Genomic DNA, 22662 nt, shown 5'->3' with positions numbered 1-22662 from the left:
TGTAATATGAACACCGTTCAGTACACGCAGATACTTGTTATGATATTGGTAACCATGGTGTGAAAATCGATCGCCCGATTCACGCCTTGAAAACGCCTGCCTGCTAATGATTTAGACAACGACCGCAGAAGCGGTCTCAAAAGCCGGTATGGCGGGGTGTCTAGATGTTGAGGTTCGCGGCGATCGCTTTCGTGGGCGCCCTGTCGGCGGTAGGCGCGGCCAAGGCCGTCGTCTCGCTGGACGACCTGCGTCACCCCGAGCTTCGCGCTCCGACCGCGGCCTCCGCCACCTTGGGCGGCGAGGGCAATGCGGCCCAGATCACCAAGGACAGCGACGGGCACTTCTGGGCTCAGGCCTCCGTCGACGGCCACGCCGTGCGCTTCCTGGTCGACACCGGCGCCACCGCCGTCTCGCTCAGCATGGCCGACGCCCAGCGCCTGGGCATCGACACCAGCAAGCTGACCTACGACTACAACGTCATCACCGCCGACGGCCGCACCCGCGCCGCCTCAGTGCACCTGGCCAGCGTCTCGATCGCCGGCGCCAAGGTGCGCGATGTCGACGCCCTGGTCATCGAGAAGGGCCTCGAGAACTCGCTGCTGGGCATGAGCTATCTGGGCCGCCTGTCGCGGTTCGAGGCCACCCCGAACTCGCTGATCCTGCACCCGTAGCGGTCAGGCCGAGGCCGCAACCGCCTTCTCTTCGCGCGCCGCCAGCGCCGCGCGCACGGCGTCCAGCGCCCGATCCACCACATCCAGACCCGCGCCCGACTTGACGCCCTCGACCGTCAGGATGCGCCGCCACGCTCGCGCGCCCGGCAGGCCGTGGAACAGACCCAGCATGTGCCGGCTCATGGCCGCCAGATGCGTGCCCGCCGCAAGCTCGCGCGCCAGATACGGGCGATAGCGCTCGACCGCCTCGAAGCTGTCGACGTCGGCGACGTCCAGGCCGAACACCCGCCGATCGACCTCGCCCAGCAGACCGGCCTCGTGATAGGCCGCGCGGCCCAGCATCACCCCGTCGACGCCATGGGCCAGGTGCTCGAGCGCCGCATCGACATCGGGCACGCCGCCGTTGATGGCGATGGTCAGGTTCGGCCGCTCGCGCTTGAGCCGATAGACCAGCTCGTAGTCCAGCGGCGGGATGTCCCGGTTCTCCTTGGGCGACAGGCCCTTCAGCCAAGCCTTGCGGGCATGGACCACGAACCCCCCGATCCCCGCCGCCGCGGAACGGTCGACCAGGGTGAACAGGGCCTCTTCCGGATCCTGGTCATCCACCCCGATCCGGCACTTCACGGTCGCCGGGATCTTCACCGCGTCCTTCATGGCCGCCATGCACTCGGCCACCAGATCGGGCTCGCGCATCAGGCAGGCCCCGAAGCGGCCGCTCTGTACGCGGTCGGACGGGCAGCCGACGTTCAGATTGACCTCGTCATAGCCCCAGTCCTCGGCGATCCGGGCGGCCTGCGCCAACTCGGCCGGATCGGACCCGCCCAGTTGCAGCGCCACGGGATGCTGAGCAGGGTCGAAGCCCAGCAGCTTCTGGCGATCGCCGTGCACCACAGCGCCGCTCGTCACCATCTCGGTATAGAGCAGCGCCTGCGTCGACAGGACACGGTGCAGCGACCGGCAGTGCCGGTCCGTCCAGTCCATCATGGGGGCTACGGAAAATTTCGTCATAAGCGTTCGATTTTATTCAATAACTTCCACACCAATCGCTCCACTGGAGAATTGGACCGACAGGGAGTCAACCGAAGGGATTTCAGTGAGTTATCCGATTTCCATGCGCAAAAACATGCCATAAATCGGCTCTCGCCGCATACGCCGAGGCCGGGCGGGCCCGCCCCGGCCTCCGGACGCCCCGGATCGATCGCCGACCTTGGGCTGGGACAGTAGCGCCGAGGCTCAGCGTTCGTCGGCGACGACCTCGATGCTCAAGGGCGCTCCACCAGCCGCGATCGCCAGCAGGCGGTCCACATTGGGATGCGCGCCCGGGCGATTGCGGGCATCGGTGGTGTGCTCGGCAAACACGGCCAAGCCATGTTCGGCCGCCTTCGCGTCCAGCGCGCCGAAGCTCTGCTTCAGATACTGATACACCGCTAGCGAGCCTTGCTTGCCCGGCTGATTTTCGATGCTGGCGACCACCGCACCTTCAGAGTCGACGAGGTCGATGCGTTGCACGCCATCGACGGCCGGCAGGTTCTGAAGGTTGTCCTTGAACGTCGTGCTGGGTTGAATCATCGCCAGTTTTCTCGAATGCCTGAGCCAGTTGCGCGGGCCTTTAGCATCCTCTGCGGAGGCTCGCCAACGGCCAGGCGTCCAGCCCATGCGGCCTTCGATGGTCAAGCGCCTGGCCGCCAGAATGCGCCCTGCCCTTCCAACCGGAATGGCGGCGCGCCGAACGGCTTGGAGCGCTCAAGCACGCGATCAAGGATGACGCGGGCGCGATCGGGCGGCGCCAGGGCGGGCATGCCTCGGGTCGCCATGTCTTGGGCGCCTCCCAGACCTGTCTCGTTCAGAACGATCGGCGTCAGCTCGAAGGATCGGCAACGACCGGCCTCGAACACAGCTTGGACGATGACGCCCTCCCAGGCCTCGGGCGGGTAGGCGCCGGGCGGCTTTTCGGTCTGGAAGACGAAATTGCCCAGGCCGTAGAACAGCGGCGCGCCGTCGTGGATCTCGACACCCTGCAGTAGCGGCGCGCCATGGCCGACGAACACCGAAGCGCCGGCCGCGACGCATCGGCGCGCGAAGGCTCTTTGCCAGGCCGGGACATCGGCGAGGTTGGGCTCCCAATCGTGATTGTGCTGGTAGGCGATCACCGCGTCGGCCTGGCGGCGAGCCGTGGCGATCGCGGAGAGCACCCGCGCGGCGTCTTCCTCGAGCGTTTGCCCCGAAGCGTCCCGACGAAGTTCGTTCACGCCAGGTCGCGACGCGGAGGCCGCGCCGCCCTCGCGCACCTTCCCGGTCGCGAAGGCCACGAGCGCGACCTTCCCCGCCGCCGACGCGCGGTAGGCGGGCGCGGCGGCGCGGGCGAGATCGCGGCCGGAGCCCGCCGAAACCAGGCCAGCGCGCTCGACCGCCTCGACCGTGTCGAGGATGCCGCCGGAGCCGAGATCGAACGCGTGGTTGTTGGAGGTCGCCAGCAGGTTGACGCGCACGCTCTTCAAGGCTCTCAGCACGGCAGGCTCGGCGGAATGCAGGGTCAGGGTCTCGCGTGTCGGCGCGCCCGCGCGCGGCCCCTTGATCACGGTTTCCAGGTTCGTGAAGCAGACATCCGCTCCGGCCAGCGCCCGAGCCAGACCTGCTCGTCCCGGCCATTGAGCGTCCGGCGGGGCGTGCTCGATCAGGGCCTGCCCCAGCAACGCCAGGCGCAGGCCACGCGGCTTCGCGGCGGCCGGCGTCGCCATCGACGCCAATCCCGCGATCAATAGCTGTCGCCGATCCATTCCCGCCCCCAACCTGTTCGCCCGGAGACCATAAGCCGACCCAACGAAAACCGGCCATGTCATGACCGCCGCGCATGGCCTGATGTTCCGCCGCTATACCATTGTCGACCCCGAGGGCGACTGTCACGGTCCGACGGCTAGAGGGGGCCTGCATGAACGAGACGATCGAGCCGCGAAGCGCGGGGGAACAGCGCTGGCGTCGGCTGCTGGACCGGATCGAGCGGGTGGGCGACACCCTCCCCGACCCCGTGTTCATCTTCATCGGTTGTATCGCGCTGTTGATCTTGGGATCGGTGATCGCCTCGGGCCTGGGCTGGAGCGCGGTCAACCCGGTCACCGGCAAGCACCTGCACACCGAAAGCCTGCTGTCCCAGGAAAACCTGGCCAAGCTGCTGGTCGACATGCCCGAAACCATGACCAAGTTCCCACCCCTGGGGCTGGTGCTGGTGGTCATGCTGGGCGCGGCCGTGGCCGAGCGGTCGGGACTGTTCGGCGCCCTGCTGGGCGATGCGATCCGCAAGCTGCCCAAGGCGATCCTCAGCCCGGCGATCTTCGTGATCGGGGTGATGTCTCACCATGCCGCCGATGCTGCTTATGTCGTGCTGATCCCCATGGCCGCCCTGATCTATGCCGAGGCCGGACGCCATCCGCTGGCCGGGATCGCCATCGCCTATGCCGGCATCTCGGGCGCGTTCGCGGGCAATATGATCCCCGGCCAGTTCGACGTGCTGATCCTGGGCATCACCGCGCCGGCCGCCCAGCTGATCGATCCGAACTTCGTCATGAACCCGCTGGGCAACTGGTGGTTCACCCTGGCCATCGGGACCCTGTTCACGCCCATCGCCTGGTGGGTCACCGACCGCGTGGTCGAGCCGCGCCTGGGAACCTGGACCCGCGAGGACACCGCCGCCGTCGCCCCGGACCTGGCCATGGAAGGGATCGGCGAGGCCCAGAAGCGCGGCCTGCGCCGGGCCGGGATCGCCGCCCTGGCGGTGATCGGCCTGTTCGCGGCCCTGACGCTGTGGCCGGGCTTCACGCCGCTGGTCGACCACGAGGCCGTCGGCCCGCAACGCATGACACCCTTCTACCAGTCGCTGATCGCCGCCTTCATGCTGCTGTTCCTAGCCACCGGCTGGGCCTACGGGTCGGCCACCGGTTCGGTGAAGTCACATCGCGACATCGTGGCGATGATGTCCGAGGGCATGCGCGGCATGGCCCCCTATCTGGTCCTGGCCTTCTTCGCCGCCCACTTCGTGGCGATGTTCGCCTGGTCGAAACTGGGACCCGTCATGGCGGTGCAAGGCGCCGAAGTCTTGCGCAACCTCGGACTGCCCAAGCCGCTCCTACTGTTGTCGCTCCTGGTCATGTCGTCGTTCCTGGACCTGCTGATCGGCTCGGCCTCGGCCAAGTGGAGCGCCATGGCGCCGATCGTCGTCCCGATGCTGATGCTGCTCGGGATCTCCCCCGAGATGACCACCGCCGCCTACCGGATGGGCGACTCGATCTTCAACATCGTCACGCCCCTGGCCTCGAACTTCCCGCTGGTGCTGATCATCAGCCAGAAGTGGCGACCGCGCTTCGGCGTGGGTTCGATGATCGCGCTGATGCTGCCCTACACGATCGGCTTCGCGATCGCCGGCATGGCGCTGGTGCTGACCTGGGTGGGATTCCACCTGCCCGTCGGCCCCGGCGCGCCCGGGACCTACCAGCCCCCTGCCGTCACCCACGCCACGATGGCGCGCTAGCTCCATCCTCTTCGCACCAAGCCCCGCCGCCGCTCACCTCGTGGGCGGCGGCGTCATGATTCCGGGCGCTAAAATCGTCACGGCCATGCTGTCAGCGCATGGGGTGATCAGCCGGGCCAATAGCGTTGCGCGCCAAATGAGCCCGCCCCTAGGCTTCGAACATCCAAGGGGGAGCGCGCCGTCAGAGCCGCGCCGAACAGAACCATGACGAGGGGATTTCATCGTATGTCCGTGTTGAACCTGCGCGCGCTTTGCGCCGGAACCGCCTACGCCGCCCTGCTGACCGGAGCCCTGGCCACGCCGGCTCTGGCCCAGACCACACCGACCGCCCAGGCCGCCGACGCCGTCGAGGAGATCATCGTCGTCGGCTCGCGTATCCAGCGTAAGGACGCCGACGCCGTGGGCGTCGTCACCACTATCACCGAGCAGGACCTCAAGAACTCCGGCGCCGGCTCGGTCGGCGAACTGCTGCAGAAGTTGCCGTCGGCCGGCGTCAGCCTCAGCAGCAACGGCACCCAGGGCACCTCGTACGGCGCCAGCTCGATCAACCTGCGCTACCTCGGCGGCGCCGAGGGCAGCGGCAACCGCGTGCTGGTGCTGGTCGACGGCCACCGCTGGGTCGACGGCGTCGGCCAACGCGGCTTCCGCGACTTCGTCGACCTCAACACCATGCCGCTGGGCATGATCGAGGGCGTCGAGGTCCTCAAGGACGGCGCCTCGGCCATCTACGGCTCGGACGCCATCGCTGGCGTCGTCAACATCAAGACCGCCCGCGACTTCGACGGCCTGAAACTCTCCGCCAAGTACGGCGGCACGACCCACGGCGACGGCCAGTCCTATTCGGCCATCGCCAACTTCGGCAAGCGCTTCGACAAGAGCGCGATCCTGGTCTCGCTGAGCTATGTGAAGGACAAGCCGATCCTGACCACGTCGCGCGACCTGACGCGCACGACCCTGGTCCCCGTGACCGCGCCGGGCACCAGCCCGAACGGCCTCTACATCCTGCCCGGCCTGGCCAACAATACCTACTTCGGCACGGCCGCCGGCTTCGCTTCGTCGACCAGCCCGGTGGCCTTCACGCCCGGCTCGACGATCGGCGCCGGCGCCCTGGCCGACAACGCCTATCACACCGCTGCCCTGCCCGGGGACTACTACAACACCCAGGCCCAGGGTATCTATTCGGCGGGTCCAAGCGAGCGCTACGGCGTCTATGCGCGCTGGACGGCCGATCTCAGCGACACCGTCCGGTTCAAGGCCGAAGGCCTGTTCAACGAGCGCAAGTCCGACCAGCTGTTCTCGCCCGTGCTGCTGGACGTCGGTGGTTCGGCCGGCACGATCCGCGGCTTCGCCATTCCCAACAACCAGGCCTACAACCCGTTCGGCACGGCCAACGGCGTCCCCACCGCCAACGCCCTGGCCTTCGCGGCCAACTCGGCCTGGCGCATCCGCAAGGTGATGACCGAGGTCGGCAACCGCGACAACATCCAGGACGTGAAGACCTGGCGCATCGCCGGCGGGTTCGACGGCGAGACGACCCTATTCGGTCGCGAATGGAAGTGGGACGTCTACGGTCTCTATTCGAAGAACAAGATCGACACCAAGGCGCTCAACGGCGTCAACTACGACAAGCTGGCGCTGGGCCTGGGCGCCAACTGCGCCACCACCTCAGGCTGCGTGGCCGTCAACCTGTTTGGCCCGATGACCGCCGCCCAGGCCGACTACATCCGCTATACGGCGCAGGAGTCGAACCAGACCGAGATCTTCGACGTCTCAGCCAACATCACCGGCGAGCTCTTCCAGTTGCCCGCTGGCCCGCTATCGATCGCCGCCGGCGTCGAGCACCGCGAGAACAAGGCGTCCGACCGCCCGGATCCGTTCGTCAACGCCCTGCCGACCAACATCCCGACGCCGGCTTCAGGCTCGGCCTTCGCCAGCAACACGACGACCACGGCCCAGACCCGCAGCCCGACGGTCGGCAAGTACAGCCTGAACGAGGTCTATGCCGAGGCCGCCATCCCCCTGCTGAAGGACGTGGCCCTGGCCAAGAGCCTGGATGTCAGCCTGGCCGCCCGCTACTCGGATTACGACACCGTCGGCGGCGACAGCACGCTGAAGGTCGGGGTCGGCTGGCGTCCGATCGAGGACATCCTGGTGCGCGGCACCTATGCCCAAGGCTTCCGGGCGCCGTCGATCCTGGAGCTGTTCCAGGGCGGTCGCCAGACCAGCTTCCAGGGTACGGACCCCTGCAATGGCGGCGCGGCCGTGAATTCGGGCCTGCCCGGCTGCGTCGGCGTGCCGGCCGGCTACAACCAGGTCAACTACAACCTCAACGGCCTGATCCCCGGCACGATCGCCGGCAACACCAAGCTGAAGGCCGAAACCGCCGACACCTACAGCGCCGGCGTCGCCATCAAGCCGCGCTTCGCCCCGGGCCTCAGCCTGACGGTCGACTGGTACGAGATCACCGTGCACGACGCGATCGCCAGCCAGTCGGCGACCCAGATCCTGAGCCTCTGCGCCCAGCGCGGCGGCGTGTTCTGCGACCTGGTCACCCGCGACGCCTCGACCGGCGCCATCACCAACCTGCTGCAGGGCGTGCAGAACCTGGCCGAGATCAAGACCTCGGGCGTGGACACCACCCTGCGCTACGACTTCAGCACCGATATCGGCAAGTTCGCCGCGGTGATCGACGCCTCGTACCTGGAGAGCTTCAAGACCACGAGCCCGAACCCGGCCGGCGGCGCGGCCATCGTCGACGAGCGCGCGGGCAAGGGCGACCAGCCTCGCTCCACCTATCCCCACTGGAAGGGCCAGACCTCGTTCAGCTGGAACAACGGCTCGTGGAACGCCCTGTGGCGCGGTCGCTATATTGGCTCGAGCACCGACGTCGTGAACACGGTCAAGGACGCCAAGACCAAGGCCATCTTCTACAACGACCTGGAAGGCGGCTATCAGTTCGACAAGCACGACACGGCGATCAGCGTCGGCATCAGCAACATCTTCGACAAGGCGCCGCCGACTTCCTACGCCAACGCCCCGATCAACTACGACATCTACACCTACGACGCGCGCGGCCGTTACGCCTACGTGCGGGTTTCGGCCAAGTTCTAGGCCCCTGAGGGCGACGGCCTCCGGGTCGTCGCCCGATCTTTCGAGGATCGGCCGTGAGCGACGCCTTCTCCCCCGACATCAGCGACGAACCGGCGGCCTTCGACCCGCCCGACGACGTCCATGTGACACGCGACGTCATGGTGACCGTGCGCGACGGCGTGCGCCTGGCCACCGACATCTATCGCCCGGCCAAGAACGGCAGCCCGATCGACACCCCGCTGCCGGTGCTGCTGGAGCGCACGCCTTACGACAAGCTGGGCACGAACCACGGCGACCGGACGCGGGCCGACCCGACACCGCGTTCCAAGCCCGAATTGGCCGTGGAGTTCGTTCGCGGCGGCTACGTCGTGGCGATCCAGGATTGCCGGGGACGCTACGGCTCGGAGGGCATGTTCGAGAAGTATCTCAGCGAAGGCCCCGACGGCTACGACACCATCGCGTGGCTGGCCGCCCAGCCGTGGTGCGACGGTCGCGTCGCCACGCTTGGCCTCTCCTACGGCGCGCACGTCCAGAGCGCGGCCGCCTGCCTGGCGCCGCCGGCCCTGGCGGCGATGTTCCTGGATTCCGGCGGTTTCTCCAGCGCCTACCACTCGGGCATCCGTCAGGGTGGCGCGTTCGAGTTGAAGCAGGCGACCTGGGCCTACAAGCACGCCCTCCTCAGCCCCGAAAGCCAGCGCGACCCGGCCCGGCTGGCCGCCCTGAAGTCGCAGGACCTGAAGGCCTGGTTCAAGGCCATGCCCTGGTCGGAGGGCCGATCGCCGCTCAGCGCCGCGCCGGAATACGAGAAGTACCTGCTGGAACAGTGGCGCAACGGCCTGCTCGGTCCCTACTGGACCCAGAACGGCATCTACGCGCGCGGCGCCTACGATACCTATGCCGACGTGCCGATGGCGCATGTGAGCAGTTGGTTCGATCCCTATTCGGTGACCGCGACCGAAAACTATCTGGGCCTGTCATCCCGCAAGACGTCGCCGGTGAAGCTCATTCTCGGCCCCTGGACCCACGGCCAGAGGTCGGTGACCCATGCTGGCGATGTCGACTTCGGCGCCGAAGCCCCGCTGGACGGCGCCCTGGCCGACAACTACGTCGCCCTGCGCCTGGCCTGGTTCGACGCTTGGCTGAAGCCGGACGGCGGTCGCGACCCGCTGCCTCCGGTCAAGCTCTTCGTCATGGGCGGCGGCTCCGGTCGCAAGACGCCCGAAGGCCGCCTCGACCACGGCGGACACTGGCGCGACGAAACCACCTGGCCGCCTGCGGATGCGAAGGTCACCGACTACTTCCTTTCGTCCGCCGGCGACCTGGCGCCCTCGCGCCCGAACGGCGACGAAGCCTTCCTGGAGTACGTCCACGATCCGCTGAACCCGGTGCCGACGATCGGCGGCGCCATCGCCTCCGGCGCGCCCGTCATGGAGCCAGGGGCCTTCGACCAGCGGGAAGCCGCGCATATCTTCGGCTGCGAGGCGCCCTACCGCCCCTTGAGCGAACGTGACGACGTCTTGGTTTTCCAGACACCGCCCCTGGAAGAGGATGTCGAAGTGGTCGGGCCGATCCGCGCCCAGCTGTTCATCAGTTCCGACTGCGTCGATACCGACTTCACCATCAAGCTGATCGATGTCCATCCGCCGTCCGAGGACTATCCCGACGGCTTCGCCATGAACCTGACGCACGGCATCCTGCGCGCCCGCTATCGCGAAGGGTTCGATCGCGAGGTCTGGCTGACGCCGGGCGAGGTCCACGTCGTCGAGATCGAAGCCTTCCCCACCGCCAATCGCTTCGTGAAGGGGCATCGGATCCGGCTGGACGTCGCATCCAGCAACTTCCCGCATTTCGACGTCAATCCGAACTCCGGAGAACCGGAAGGATACGGCCATACTCCCCGCCTGGCGCGAAATCGCGTCTATATGGACGCCACGCGGGCCTCGCGCCTGCTGCTGCCGATCCTGACGCGCTGAGCCGAGAGCCTGAATGAAGCTGAACCTGCGAAGCCTGGAAGCCTTTCGGGAGACCATGCTGAGCGGTTCGGCCACCGCCGCGGCGGGGCGCATGGGCCTGACCCAGCCGGCCGTCAGTCGCCTGATCGCCCAGATGGAGCAGGATGTCGGCTTCGAGCTCTTCTACCGCGAACGCGGCCGCCTCAGCCCCACGCCCGAGGCGCTGATCATCTTCGACGAGATCGACCTGGCCTTCGGGGGGCTCGAACGCGTCGACGCCCTGGCCCGCGACATCGCCAAGTTCAACACCGGCCTTCTGAAGATCGTGGCGCCGCCCAGCCTGTCGGAAGGCGTGCTGTCGACGATCCTTCCGCGCTTCCTGGCCCGTTTCCCGAAGGTGCGGATCGCCATCGAGAGCCGCAGCACCGAAACCGCCCGCGCCATGGTGGCCAACCGCACGGTCGACTGCGGCTTCGTGAAGCTCCCGCTGGACCGCAGCGACATTTCGACTGTCACCCTGTCGGCCAGCGAGACCGTCTGCGTCCTGCCCGACAACCATCCCTTGGCCGCTCATGAATACCTGACGCCAGAGCTGCTCCGGAACGAGCCGCTGGTCCTGCTGGGCGCGGGCACCTGGACCCGGCGCCAGATCGACGACGCCTTCCGCGAACGCGGCGTGCGGCCCGAGGTCCGGGTCGAGACCCACACGGTCGGATCGGCCTGCGCGATCGCTGCGGGCGGCCTCGGCGTGGCGATCGTCAACGCCTTGCTGGCGAGCAACTTCGCCCGTCCAGGGATCGCGATCCGGACGTTCCGCCCCCAGATCCTGCACGAATACGCCTTCATGACTTCTGCCCTGGCGCCGATGAACCGCCTGGCCGCCGCCTTCCTCGAGGAGGCCAGGGGCTATTTCAGCGATCCGCCCGGCTAGGCGGAACGCTCCCCCGCGACCGCCATTCCTCTCTGGAGACGAGAGGAGATCCCAATGACCGACGTGGACACTGGACGAGACGAGGGCTGGGACGAGCAGGATGGCGCCGAGGCGCTGGACGAGGACGTCGTCGGCAAGGACGGCGAACTGCGCACCTTCGAGGAACTGCCGGACGTCCTGGACGTCACCCAGGCCGAGGGCGACGCCGACGATGACGACGCCCTGATCGCCGAGGACCTCACCGACGAGGAGATCGTCGAACTGGAACAGGACGCCGATCCCGGCGAGGGCCGCGACATCGACGACGAGCGTCCGCAAGTCTTCGACGGCGAATAAACCGTCATGGGCGCTCGGAAGCTCACGGCCTACACGGCCAAGCGGGACTTCAAGGTCACGGCCGAGCCCTCCGGTGAGGTCGGTGTCGCCGCGTCCGAGCGCGCGCGGTTCGTGATCCAGAAACACGACGCTACGCGCCTGCACTACGACCTGCGGCTGGAGCACGAGGGCGTGTTCCTGTCGTGGGCGGTGACCAAAGGCCCGTCGCGCGATCCGCACGACAAGCGCCTGGCCGTCCATGTCGAGGACCATCCCCTCGCCTATGGCGACTTCGAGGGCACGATCCCAAAGGGCCAGTATGGCGGCGGCACGGTGATGCTGTGGGATCGCGGCTGGTGGGCGCCCGAGCCGGGCTTCGACCTGGAGAAGGGCCTCAAGAAGGGCGAGATCAAGCTGGTCTTCGCCGGTGAGCGGATGAAGGGCGGCTGGGTCCTGGTCCGCATCAACAACGACAAGATGGGCGGCAAACGGGAAAACTGGCTGCTGATCAAGCACCGCGACGAGTTCGCCATCGAGGGCGATCTCGACTTCCTGGACGACACGTCCTTCTCGATCGCCTCGGGCCGCAAGATGGAGCAGATCGAGGCCGGCAAGGGCAAAGCGCCAACGCCGTTCATGACGCAGACCGGTCCAACGCCCGATGCCGTCTGGAGCAGCACCAAATCGCCCGAGGCCAGCGCCGAGAAGGTCGCCGAAGAAACCGGCGCGCCGAAAGGCAGCGGAGCCAAGGCCGCTCCCAAGGCCTTGAAAGCCAAGCCGGCGAGGAAGGCCGCCCTGCCAAAGTTCGTGCCGCCCCAGCTGTGCAAGCTGGTCGACCGGCCGCCAGGCGGCGCCGACTGGGTCCACGAGATCAAGTTCGACGGCTACCGCATGCAGTTACGCGTCGAGGACGGCAAGGCGGCGCTGCGCACCCGCACCGGCCTCGACTGGTCCGCCCGCTTCCCGCGCCTGATCAAGGACGCGGGTCGCCTCCCCAACACCCTGATCGACGGCGAGGTCGTGGCCCTGGACGAGGCCGGCTCGCCCAGTTTCGCGGGACTGCTGGCGGCGCTCTCCGAGGATAACACCGACGACCTGATCTTCTTCGCCTTCGACCTGCTGCACGCCGATGGTCAGGACCTGACCGCCCAGCCGCTGTCTGACCGCAAGAACCGGCTCAGGACCTTGTTGCCGCCTGATGTCGACCGCATCCGCTATGTCGAGCACTTCCAGAGCGGTGGCGAGGCGGTGCTGCAGTCGGCCTGCCGGATGTCGCTGGAAGGCGTGGTCTCCAAGAAGCTCGACGCGCCCTATCGCTCGGGCAAGGGCGCGACCTGGACCAAGGCCAAGTGTCGGGCGGGCCACGAGGTGGTGATCGGCGGCTGGACCACGACGGGCGATGCGTTCCGCTCGCTGATCGTCGGCATCTACAAGGACGGCCACCTCGTCCATGTCGGCCGGGTCGGCACGGGCTATGGCCGCGACAAGGTCGCCAAGCTGCTGCCGGCCCTGAAGCGTCTGGAGCGCAAGACCTCGCCCTTCACCGGCAAGGACGCCCCACGCGGCGGCGCTGACATCCACTGGGTGGAGCCCGAACTGGTCGCCGAAATCGAGTTCGCCGGCTTCACGGGCGATGGCTCGGTGCGACAGGCCTCTTTCAAGGGCCTGCGCGAGGACAAGCCCGCCAAGGCCGTCGAGGCCGAAGCGCCCGTGCCGGCCGAGGAGGTCGAACTGGCCGAACCGAAAGCCGCGCCGACAAAGCGCGCCGGCGGCAAGGCCACCGTGCTGGGCGTTGCGATCTCCAATCCCGACAAGCCGCTCTGGCCGGACGGCGGCGACGGGAGAGCTGGGACGAAACTGGAGCTCGCCGAATATTTCGAGGCCGTCGGCCCGTGGATGCTGGAACACGTGAAAGGCCGACCGTGCTCGGTGATCCGTACGCCGGACGGCATCGACCACGAGACCTTCTTCCAGCGCCACTCGGGCAAGGGCGTCTCGGCCCTGATCGACGACGTCACCGTCAGCGGCGACCGCAAGCCCTATCTGGTGTTCAACACCGTCGAGAGCCTGGTCGCCGCCGCCCAGTGGGGCGCCACCGAGCTGCATCCCTGGAACTGCCGATCGAACAAACCCGAGGTCCCTGGCCGATTGGTCTTCGACCTTGACCCCGCGCCTGATGTGCCATTCGACGTCGTGGTCGAGGGCGCGCGGGAGATCCGTGATCGCCTGGAGGCCCTGGGCCTCGTGCCGTTCTGCAAGACGACCGGCGGCAAGGGCCTGCACGTGGTCACGCCGCTCAAGGGGAACAAGGTCGACTGGCCGGCCGCCAAGGCCTTCGCCCGCGAGGTCTGCGCCCGCATGGCGACCGACAGTCCCGACCAGTACCTGATCAGCATGGCCAAGAAGAATCGCGGCGGGCGGATCTTCCTGGATTACCTGCGCAACGACCGCATGAGCACGGCGGTGGCGCCGCTGTCGCCGCGCGCGCGCCCAGGCGCTCCGGTGTCGTGGCCGGTCGCATGGACCCAGGTGCGCAAGGGGCTGGATCCGTCGCGGTTCAACCTTCGGATGGGGCCGAAGCTGGTGAAGGATCTCGACGCCTGGGACGCCTATGCGGATGGCGAACGGGACCTGGCGCCAGCGATCAGAAAGCTGGGGAAGAGTTAGGGAGCGCAGCCCGTAGCGTTGACGGTGGCCTCGCCGATTTTACAGTGTCGCCATCCGGCGCGTTCGAACGCCGGGCTCAAAGACAAGCGATAGGGAGAGCGGCATGGCCCGCGAGCAGGCGCTGCAAGCGCTCGAGACTTGGCACGACCTGCTGGAGAAGCGCGAGTTCGACCGTCTGCGGTCCATCGCGGCCGAATCCGTGGTGTTCCGCTCGCCGGCCTTCTTCACGCCGTACCCGGGCGTGGAGCCGCTGGTGCATATCATCGCCACCGTCAACACCATCTTCGAGGACTTCGCCTATCACCGGGAATTCTGGTCCGAGGGCCACAAGGCCGTGGTGCTGGAGTTCAGCGCCCGCGTCGGCGACAAGAAGCTCAAGGGCATCGACATCATCTCCTTCGACGACGCCGGCAAGATCCGGGAATTCGAAGTGATGATCCGCCCGGCCAACGCCGCCGTGGCCGTGGGCGAAGCGATGGCCGCCAAGGCCGGGCCGCGCCTGAAGGAACTACTGGGCAATCCAGCCTAGCTGGCCTTCTTCCGCGCCGGAGCCTTGTGCGTGGTCTTCGCTGGCGCGGCCTTCTTGGCAGCGGTCTTCGCCGGCGCCTTGCCCAGGCTATTCCGCAACGCCGCCATCAGGTCCACCACGTTGGTGTCCTCGGGCTCCTCCGGCGCGGAGACCTTCCGGCCCTTGCCCTTCTGCTTCTCCTTGATCAGCGCGCGCAGCGCGTCCTCGTAGCGGTCGTTGAACTGCTCGGGATCGAACGGCCCTTCCTTCTGCTCGATGATCTTCTGGGCGATCTGGATCATCGCCGCGTCGGGCTTCTTGTCGGGGATGGCGTCGAAATAGGTCGCCGCGTCGCGGACCTCGCGGCGGTTGCGCAGGGACCAGGCGACCATGCCGTTCTCGCGCGGTTCGATCGCCAGCAGGCGCTCGCGCTGGTGCATGACCACGCGGCCGAGCGCCACCTGCCCTTCCTTGGTCATGGCCTCGCGGATCACGCCATAGGCCTCGGCGGCCAGCTTGCCGTCGGGGACCAGGAAGTAGGGATTGTCCCAATAGAGCCGGTCGATGTCGCTGGCGGGCACGAAGCGCTCGATGTCGATCGTGCGGGTGCTTTCCAGGCGGACGCTGTCGATCTCGTCCTGGGTGACGACGATGTACTCGCCCTTCTCGTACTCGTAGCCCTTGACGATGTCGGCGCGCTCGATGGGGCCGAGATCGGGATCCGTCGGGATCATCCGGATCCGGTTGTGGGTCTTCTTGTGCAGCATGTTGAAGTGCACGTCGCCGCGCGAATCCGTGGCGGTGTACATCGCGACGGGACAGGTCACGAGCGACAGGCGCAGGTGGCCCTGCCAGGTGGGTCGGCCGGCGGCCATGGGCGTTTCTCCGTTCGAGCCGAGTCAACGACAGGCGGCAAGGCTGTGTTCCGCCCGATGGACCGTCAGGCCGCGCACGAGGCCTTGGCCGCCTCCAGAAAGCGCATCACCGCCAGCTCGAAGGCGCGCTCCGAACGTCCGGGCTTCAGTGGCAGCACGCCCTGCTGATAGGCCTCCAGCACCAGGGGATGGATGTACGAGCCCCGGCAGACGGCGGCCGTGTTGCCGAGCAGTCCCGCGACCGCCTTCACGCACGTGTTGACGTTGCGCTTGGCCTCGGTGGCGCCGGTCGCCTTGGGGGTCAGGCAGAGAGCGCGCGCCGCCGCCAGGGTGCCGGCCCAGGTCCGGAAATCCTTGGCCGAGAAATCCTCGCCGATCGTCTCGCGGATGTAGGCGTTGACGTCGGCGCTCTCGACCGAGCGTCGCTGGCCGTCTTCATCGAGATACTGGAACAATCGCTGGCCTGGCACATCCTGGCAGGCCTTGACGATGCGGGCCAGCCGCCGATCGCGAAAGCCGGTCGTGTGGACCTTGCCGCTCTTGCCCTTGAACTGGAACGTCCCGCCCACGCCCGACAGCCTGGCATGGCGATCGCGCAGGGTCGTCAGGCCGAAGCTCTTGTTCTCCTTGGCGTACTCCTCGTTGCCGACCCGGATCAGGGTCAGCTCCATCAGGCGCACCACCGCCGCGATGACCTTGTCGCGTGACAGGCCTCGACGGGACAGGTCCTTCTCGATCCGCGTTCGCAATCTTGGCAGCGCACGGCCGAAGGCGATCATGCGCTCGAACTTCAGGCCGTCACGGTCCCGCCGCCAGCCGTCGTGATAGCGATACTGCTTGCGCCCCTTCTGGTCGCGACCGGTCGCCTGGATGTGCCCGCGTGCCGAGGGGCAGATCCAGACGTCCGTCCAGGCCGGCGGAATGGCCAGGGCATGGATCCGATCCAGCTCGCCGCCCTCCCCGATCCGCTTTCCGTTCGGATCGTAGAAGGCGAACCCGTTCGGGCCGAGCGAACGCCGGATCCCGGGGTCGTCGTCGTTCACATAGGTCAGGCCCGGCGCGGCGTCGGCCATGTCCCGCGGCATCGGCTTCATCCCCATCCTCGTCACTGGGAACGCGGAACGGCGGGCCCCACTAAAAGTTGCTGCGATGAGCCACGGAACTCTCGGCCAACCCCGGCGTTGAAAACTTGGTTTGGGGAGAGGCTGCGCCGACTGCTCACGGCAAAGCTTCGCAGGCGCGAAAGCGATCCCTCCAGACCGCACTGAAATGCGCGAAGCGTGGGGAGCTCGCATGCAAGAAGTTCTGGAACGCGCGGCCACTGGTCGCGGCCTCGATGGTCACCAGCTCCTCGGGGCTCTACGCGCGTTCCGGCGAGGCGATTTCTCGGTGCGCCTGCCCACGGACCTCAGCGGTCTGGACGGCGAACTGGCCGAGGCGTTCAACGACGCGGTCGAGTTCAACGACCGCATCTCCAAGGAATTCGAACGCCTGCGCGACGTCGTCGGCCGCCAGGGCAAGATCACCCAGCGGGCTCAGCTCCCGGGGGCTGTGGGCTCGTGGGCCGACAGCGTCGAGGCTGTCAACAGCCTGATCACCGACATGGTCCACCCGACCGCCGAAATGGCCCGCGTGATCGGCGCCGTCGCCAACGGCGACCTCTCCCAGACCATGGACCTCGAGAACGAGGACCGCCCCCTGCGCGGCGAGTTCCTGCGCATCGGCAAGGTCGTCAACACCATGGTGGGCCAGCTCGGCTCCTTCGCCTCGGAAGTGACCCGCGTGGCGCGCGAAGTCGGCACCGAAGGCAAGCTCGGTGGCCAGGCCCAGGTGAAGGGCGTCACCGGCGCCTGGAAGGATCTCACCGACAACGTCAACCTGATGGCCGCCAACCTGACCGGCCAGGTGCGGAACATCGCCGAGGTGACCACCGCCGTGGCCAACGGCGACCTGTCGCGCAAGATCACCGTCGACGTGAAGGGCGAGATCCTGGAGCTGAAGAACACCATCAACGTCATGGTGGATCAGCTCAACAGCTTCGCCTCGGAAGTGACCCGCGTGGCCCGTGAAGTGGGTACGGAGGGCAAGCTCGGCGGCCAGGCCCAGGTGAAGGGCGTCACCGGCGCCTGGAAGGAGCTGACCGACAACGTCAACCTGATGGCCGGCAACCTGACTGGCCAGGTCCGCAACATCGCCGAGGTCACCACCGCCGTGGCGCGCGGTGACCTTTCCAAGAAGATCACCGTCGACGTGCGCGGCGAAATCCTGGAGCTGAAGGACACCATCAACGTCATGGTGGACCAGCTCAACGCCTTCGCCTCGGAAGTGACCCGCGTGGCCCGCGAGGTCGGCACCGAAGGCAAGCTGGGCGGCCAGGCCCGCGTGGAAGGCGTGGCCGGCACGTGGAAGGACCTCACCGACAACGTCAACTTCATGGCCGCCAACCTGACGGGTCAGGTGCGGAACATCGCCGAAGTGACCACCGCCGTCGCCAACGGCGATCTCTCCAAGAAGATCACCGTCGACGTGAAGGGCGAGATCCTGGAGCTGAAGTCGACCATCAACGTCATGGTCGATCAGTTGAACGCCTTCGCCTCGGAAGTGACCCGCGTGGCGCGGGAAGTCGGCACCGAAGGAAAGCTCGGCGGCCAGGCCAACGTCACCGGGGTCGGCGGCACCTGGAAGGAGCTGACCGACAACGTGAACCTCATGGCCGGCAACCTGACCGGCCAGGTCCGTAACATCGCCGAGGTGACCACCGCCGTCGCCATGGGCGACTTGTCCAAGAAGATCACCGTCGATGTGAAGGGTGAGATCCTGGAGCTGAAGAACACCATCAACGTCATGGTGGACCAGCTGAACTCGTTCTCCTCGGAAGTGACCCGCGTGGCGCGCGAAGTGGGTACGGAAGGCAAGCTAGGCGGCCAGGCCCAGGTGAAGGGCGTCACCGGCGCCTGGAAGGACCTCACCGACAACGTCAACTTCATGGCCGCCAACCTGACCGGTCAGGTCCGCAACATCGCCGACGTCACCACCGCCGTGGCTAATGGCGACCTCTCCAAGAAGATCACCGTCGACGTGAAGGGCGAGATCCTGGAGCTGAAGAACACCATCAACACGATGGTCGATCAGCTGAACGCCTTCGCCTCGGAAGTGACCCGCGTGGCGCGGGAAGTCGGCACGGAAGGCAAGCTCGGCGGTCAGGCCCAGGTGAAGGGCGTCGCCGGGACGTGGAAGGAGCTGACCGACAACGTCAATCTCATGGCCGGCAATCTGACCGGCCAGGTCCGCAACATCGCCGAGGTCACCACCGCCGTCGCCATGGGCGATCTGTCCAAGAAGATTACCGTCGACGTGAAGGGCGAGATCCTGGAGCTGAAGAACACCATCAACGTCATGGTGGACCAGCTGAACTCGTTCTCCTCGGAAGTGACCCGCGTGGCGCGGGAAGTCGGGACCGAAGGCAAGCTCGGCGGTCAGGCCCAGGTGAAGGGTGTCGCCGGGACCTGGAAGGACCTGACCGACAACGTCAACTTCATGGCCGCCAACCTGACCGGCCAGGTCCGCAACATCGCCGATGTGACGACCGCCGTCGCCAAGGGCGACCTCTCCAAGAAGATCACCGTCGACGTGAAGGGCGAGATCCTCGAACTGAAGTCGACCATCAACGTCATGGTCGATCAGCTGAACGGCTTCGCCTCCGAAGTGACCCGCGTGGCCCGTGAAGTCGGCACCGAGGGCAAGCTCGGCGGCCAGGCCCAGGTGCCCGGCGTAGCCGGCACGTGGAAGGACCTCACCGACAACGTCAACATGATGGCCGCCAACCTGACCGGCCAGGTGCGGAACATCGCCGACGTCGTCACCGCCGTGGCCCAGGGCAACCTCAAGCGCAAGCTGACCCTGGACGCCAAGGGCGAGATCGCCTCGCTGGCCGACACCATCAACGGCATGATCGAGACCCTGGCCACCTTCGCCGACCAGGTGACCAATGTGGCCCGCGAAGTGGGTTCGGAAGGCAAGCTGGGCGGCCAGGCCCGGGTGCCCGGCGCCGCCGGCCTTTGGCGCGACCTGACCGACAACGTCAACGAGTTGGCCGCCAACCTGACCACCCAGGTCCGCGCCATCGCCGAGGTGTCGACGGCCGTGACCAAGGGCGACCTGACCCGCTCCATCACCGTCGAGGCCTCGGGCGAGGTCGCGGCGCTGAAGGACAACATCAACGAGATGATCCGCAATCTGAAGGATCAGACCCTCAAGAACACCGAGCAGGACTGGCTGAAGACCAACCTGGCCCGGTTCAGCCGCATGCTGCAGGGCGAGCGCGACCTGTCGACCGTGTCGAACCTCGTCTTGTCCGAGCTGGCCCCGCTGATCAACGCCCAGCACGGGGTGTTCTACGTCTCGGACAACGACGAGAACGGCCAGCCGATCCTGACCCTGGCGGCCAGCTACGCCGGCAATCGCCGCAAGCCGCCGGCCGCCCAGCTGCGTCCACGCGAAGGCCTGATCGGGCAATGCGCGGCCGAGAAGGAACGCATCCTGCTGACCAACGTCCCCAAGGACTACGTCAAGGTCAGCTCGGGCCTGGGTGAAAGCGCTCCGCGCAGCATCATCGTCCTGCCCGCCCTGTTCGAAGGCGAGCTGAAGGCGGTGATCGAGCTGGCCAGCTTCGGCGAGTTCAACGAGACCCAGCAGGCGTTCCTCGACCAGCTGATGGAATCCATCGGCATCGTGCTCTCGACCATCGGCGCCAACATGCGGACCGAGGGTCTGCTGGAGCAGTCGCAACTGCTGACCGCCGAACTCCAGGCCCAGCAAGAAGAGCTGAAGAAGACCAACGACCGTCTGGAACTGCAGGCCGCCAGCTTGCGTCAATCGGAAGAGCTGCTGCGCTCCAAGCAGGACGAGTTGCAGACCACCAACGCCGAGCTGGAAGACAAGGCCGTCCTCCTCTCCGCCCAGAACAAGCAGGTGGAAGCCAAGAACGCCGAGGTCGAGCAGGCCAAGGCGGCGCTCGAGGAAAAGGCCGAGCAGCTGGCCCTGACCTCGAAGTACAAGTCGGAGTTCCTGGCCAATATGAGCCACGAGTTGCGCACGCCGCTGAACTCGCTGCTGATCCTCTCGAAGATGCTCAGCGAGAACGCCCAGGGCAATCTGAGCGACAAGCAGGTCGAGTTCTCCAAGAACATCCACTCGGCCGGCGCCGACCTGCTGGGCCTGATCAACGACATCCTCGACCTGTCGAAGATCGAAAGCGGCACGGTCACCCTCGACATCGGCCAGATGCCGTTCGAGTCCCTGCGCGACCAGACCCAGCGCACCTTCGCCCAGCTGGCCCAGGACAAGAAGCTGGACTTCGGCATCGACCTCGATCCGGCCCTTCCGGCCGCGATGTACACCGACGACAAGCGCCTGCAGCAGGTGATCAAGAACCTGCTGTCGAACGCCTTCAAGTTCACCCAGGTCGGCTCGGTGAAGCTCTCCGTGCGCCGCGCCGAGTCCGGTTGGGCGATGGGCAACGACCACCTGAACAAGGCCGGCCAAGTCCTGGCCTTCGAGGTCGCAGACTCCGGCATCGGCATCCCGGAAGACAAGCAACGCATCATCTTCGAGGCCTTCCAGCAGGCCGACGGCACGACCAGCCGCAAGTATGGCGGCACGGGCCTGGGCCTCTCGATCAGCCGCGAGATCACCCGCCTGCTGGGCGGGGAGCTGAAGGTCGTTTCGACGCCCGGCGTCGGCAGCACCTTCACCCTCTACCTGCCGCTGAACTTCAGCCCCGCCGCCCAGCCGGCCGCCATGTCGGCGCCTCGCGCGCCCAGCGCGCCGTCGCCGACCTTCACCTTCTCCACGGCCGACGCGCCGTCGTACGAGCGCATCGAGACCGTCGCCGATGACCGGGACTCCATCCGCCCCGACGACTCCACCGTGCTGATCGTCGAGGACGACCCGCGCTTCGCCTCGATCCTGCTGGCCCTGGCGCGCGACAGCGGCTTCAAGGGCGTACTGACCGCCGAAGGCTCCAGCGTTCCGGCCCTGGCCCGTCGCTTCGCGCCCGAGGCCATCCTGCTGGACGTCGGCTTGCCCGACATGGACGGCCTGGCCCTGCTGGACCTCCTGAAGCGTACACCCGAGACGCGGCACATCCCCGTCCAGGTGATCTCGGCCGACGACCGGGGCGGCCTGTCACTGTCGATGGGCGCCCTGGGCTTCACCAGCAAGCCCGTCGAGCAGGAAGCCGTGGTCTCGACCTTCGACCGCGTCCGTCGTCTGGCCGAGCAAGCCGAACGCACGCCGATCCTGGTCGGCGGTGACCGCGAGACGGCGGAACTGCTGACGTCGATGTTCGGCGGCGCGCGGGTCGAAAAGAACCTCACCGCCCTCCCCCCCGAAGCCTTCACCGGCGAGACGGGGTGCCTGGTGGTGGCGACCGGCGGCGGGTCGGCGGGCCCGACGCTGGACGTGCTCAAGCAGCGCGGCGCGGTGTCCGGTTCGACGGTGCTCTACGCGCCAGGCGAGCTGGAAGCCGAGGACGAGCGCCGCCTGCGCCTGGCCGTCTTCACCGGTGCCGCCCGCCTGGCCCGCACGCCAGAGCAGCTGATCGACCACGTCGCCCTGATCCAGCATGCCCCGGTCGAGCGTCTGCCCGACACGGCGCGGGCCATGCTGACCCGGACGAAGCACGCCGACACGGTCCTGACCGGCCGCACCGCCGTGGTTATCGACGACGACATCCGCAACATCTTCTCCCTGGCCAGCGCCCTGGAGGAGTACGGCATCGAGCTGCGCTACGCCGAAAGCGGCCGCGCGGGGCTGGAGCTGCTGGATAGCCTGCCGTCGGTCGACATGGTCCTGGTCGACATCATGATGCCCGACATGGATGGTTACGAGACGATGCGTGAGATCCGCTCCCGCGCCCGCTTCGCCGACCTTCCGGTGGTGGCGGTCACGGCCAAGGCCATGAAGGGCGACCGGCAGAAGTGCATCCAGGCCGGCGCCTCGGACTACGTGTCCAAGCCCGTCGACCTCGACCAACTGATCTCGGTGCTGCGGGTCTCGGTGCAACGCGCCGACGCCCGCAAGCTAGCCGGCGACAACATCGTAGCCCTGAGCAGCGTCGCCCAGTGAACA

General features: G+C 67.2%; 14 protein-coding genes. 9 read left to right on the top strand and 5 right to left on the bottom strand.

Going from position 1 to position 22662, the window contains the following annotated elements; genetic code table 11:
• Window positions 1–164: 164 nt before the first annotated feature.
• Complete coding sequence (locus AC07NN_RS06335) at window positions 165–671, top strand: TIGR02281 family clan AA aspartic protease (protein ID WP_494638627.1); 507 nt, start codon at window positions 165–167, stop codon at window positions 669–671.
• A gap of 3 nt (window positions 672–674) precedes the next feature.
• Here AC07NN_RS06335 and dusA read toward each other — a convergent pair whose 3' ends face one another.
• From dusA to AC07NN_RS06320, 3 genes are all read right to left on the bottom strand, one after another.
• Complete coding sequence (dusA, locus tag AC07NN_RS06330; protein WP_494638624.1) at window positions 675–1679, bottom strand: tRNA dihydrouridine(20/20a) synthase DusA; 1005 nt, start codon at window positions 1677–1679, stop codon at window positions 675–677.
• A 225-nt stretch (window positions 1680–1904) separates the two neighbouring features.
• Window positions 1905–2345: a DUF2322 family protein gene (locus tag AC07NN_RS06325; RefSeq protein WP_494638622.1), complete on the bottom strand. Its 441-nt coding sequence runs from the start codon at window positions 2343–2345 to the stop codon at window positions 1905–1907.
• Window positions 2342–3460 carry a CapA family protein gene (locus AC07NN_RS06320; protein ID WP_494638620.1) on the bottom strand — a complete coding sequence of 373 codons (1119 nt, stop codon included), beginning with the start codon at window positions 3458–3460 and terminating at the stop codon, window positions 2342–2344. Before AC07NN_RS06320 ends, AC07NN_RS06325 begins: the two co-directional genes overlap by 4 nt.
• 140 nt (window positions 3461–3600) lie before the next feature.
• On the opposite strand from AC07NN_RS06320, the gene AC07NN_RS06315 reads away from it, so the two are divergent.
• The 7 genes from AC07NN_RS06315 (at window position 3601) to AC07NN_RS06285 (ending at window position 14677) form a co-directional block, all read left to right on the top strand.
• Window positions 3601–5193 (top strand): AbgT family transporter, encoded by a 1593-nt coding sequence (locus AC07NN_RS06315; protein ID WP_494638617.1) that lies wholly within the window; start codon window positions 3601–3603, stop codon window positions 5191–5193.
• 204 nt (window positions 5194–5397) lie between these two features.
• A complete protein-coding gene (locus AC07NN_RS06310; protein WP_494638615.1) occupies window positions 5398–8304 on the top strand; it encodes a TonB-dependent receptor in 2907 nt (968 codons plus the stop codon).
• Between the two features lie 137 nt (window positions 8305–8441).
• Window positions 8442–10256: a CocE/NonD family hydrolase gene (locus tag AC07NN_RS06305; RefSeq protein WP_494640022.1), complete on the top strand. Its 1815-nt coding sequence runs from the start codon at window positions 8442–8444 to the stop codon at window positions 10254–10256.
• A gap of 13 nt (window positions 10257–10269) precedes the next feature.
• A complete protein-coding gene (locus AC07NN_RS06300) occupies window positions 10270–11166 on the top strand; it encodes a LysR family transcriptional regulator (protein ID WP_494638613.1) in 897 nt (298 codons plus the stop codon).
• A gap of 54 nt (window positions 11167–11220) precedes the next feature.
• A complete protein-coding gene (locus AC07NN_RS06295) occupies window positions 11221–11502 on the top strand; it encodes a hypothetical protein (protein WP_494638611.1) in 282 nt (93 codons plus the stop codon).
• Window positions 11503–11508: 6 nt separating this feature from the next.
• Entirely contained in the window at window positions 11509–14148 is a 2640-nt protein-coding gene (ligD, locus tag AC07NN_RS06290; protein ID WP_494638609.1) for a DNA ligase D, read from the top strand.
• Window positions 14149–14251: 103 nt separating this feature from the next.
• Complete coding sequence (locus AC07NN_RS06285; protein ID WP_494638607.1) at window positions 14252–14677, top strand: nuclear transport factor 2 family protein; 426 nt, start codon at window positions 14252–14254, stop codon at window positions 14675–14677.
• Here AC07NN_RS06285 and ku read toward each other — a convergent pair.
• Complete coding sequence (gene ku, locus AC07NN_RS06280) at window positions 14674–15531, bottom strand: non-homologous end joining protein Ku (RefSeq protein ID WP_494638606.1); 858 nt, start codon at window positions 15529–15531, stop codon at window positions 14674–14676. The genes AC07NN_RS06285 and ku overlap by 4 nt on opposite strands.
• Window positions 15532–15596: 65 nt before the next feature.
• Window positions 15597–16616, bottom strand: a complete 1020-nt coding sequence (locus AC07NN_RS06275; RefSeq protein WP_494640019.1) for a DNA topoisomerase IB — start codon at window positions 16614–16616, stop codon at window positions 15597–15599.
• 208 nt (window positions 16617–16824) lie between these two features.
• On the opposite strand from AC07NN_RS06275, the gene AC07NN_RS06270 reads away from it, so the two are divergent.
• A complete protein-coding gene (locus AC07NN_RS06270) occupies window positions 16825–22659 on the top strand; it encodes a HAMP domain-containing protein (RefSeq protein ID WP_494638605.1) in 5835 nt (1944 codons plus the stop codon).
• The last annotated feature ends 3 nt before the right edge of the window (window positions 22660–22662 follow it).

It is taken from the genome of Caulobacter sp. GW821-FHT09H08, assembly GCF_059415885.1.
Note: the sequence above shows the minus strand (reverse complement) of the source record. Positions and strands in the feature narration are given on the sequence as shown.

What these genes read in the sequence shown, in the direction of transcription:
- AC07NN_RS06335 (WP_494638627.1), top strand. Translation starts at nt 165, where the DNA reads ATGTTGAGGTTCGCGGCGATCGCTTTCGTGGGCGCCCTGTCGGCGGTA.
- dusA (WP_494638624.1), bottom strand. Translation starts at nt 1,679, where the DNA reads ATGACGAAATTTTCCGTAGCCCCCATGATGGACTGGACGGACCGGCAC.
- AC07NN_RS06315 (WP_494638617.1), top strand. Translation starts at nt 3,601, where the DNA reads ATGAACGAGACGATCGAGCCGCGAAGCGCGGGGGAACAGCGCTGGCGT.
- AC07NN_RS06310 (WP_494638615.1), top strand. Translation starts at nt 5,398, where the DNA reads ATGACGAGGGGATTTCATCGTATGTCCGTGTTGAACCTGCGCGCGCTT.
- AC07NN_RS06305 (WP_494640022.1), top strand. Translation starts at nt 8,442, where the DNA reads ATGGTGACCGTGCGCGACGGCGTGCGCCTGGCCACCGACATCTATCGC.
- AC07NN_RS06300 (WP_494638613.1), top strand. Translation starts at nt 10,270, where the DNA reads ATGAAGCTGAACCTGCGAAGCCTGGAAGCCTTTCGGGAGACCATGCTG.
- AC07NN_RS06295 (WP_494638611.1), top strand. Translation starts at nt 11,221, where the DNA reads ATGACCGACGTGGACACTGGACGAGACGAGGGCTGGGACGAGCAGGAT.
- ligD (WP_494638609.1), top strand. Translation starts at nt 11,509, where the DNA reads ATGGGCGCTCGGAAGCTCACGGCCTACACGGCCAAGCGGGACTTCAAG.
- AC07NN_RS06285 (WP_494638607.1), top strand. Translation starts at nt 14,252, where the DNA reads ATGGCCCGCGAGCAGGCGCTGCAAGCGCTCGAGACTTGGCACGACCTG.
- ku (WP_494638606.1), bottom strand. Translation starts at nt 15,531, where the DNA reads ATGGCCGCCGGCCGACCCACCTGGCAGGGCCACCTGCGCCTGTCGCTC.
- AC07NN_RS06275 (WP_494640019.1), bottom strand. Translation starts at nt 16,616, where the DNA reads ATGCCGCGGGACATGGCCGACGCCGCGCCGGGCCTGACCTATGTGAAC.
- AC07NN_RS06270 (WP_494638605.1), top strand. Translation starts at nt 16,825, where the DNA reads ATGCAAGAAGTTCTGGAACGCGCGGCCACTGGTCGCGGCCTCGATGGT.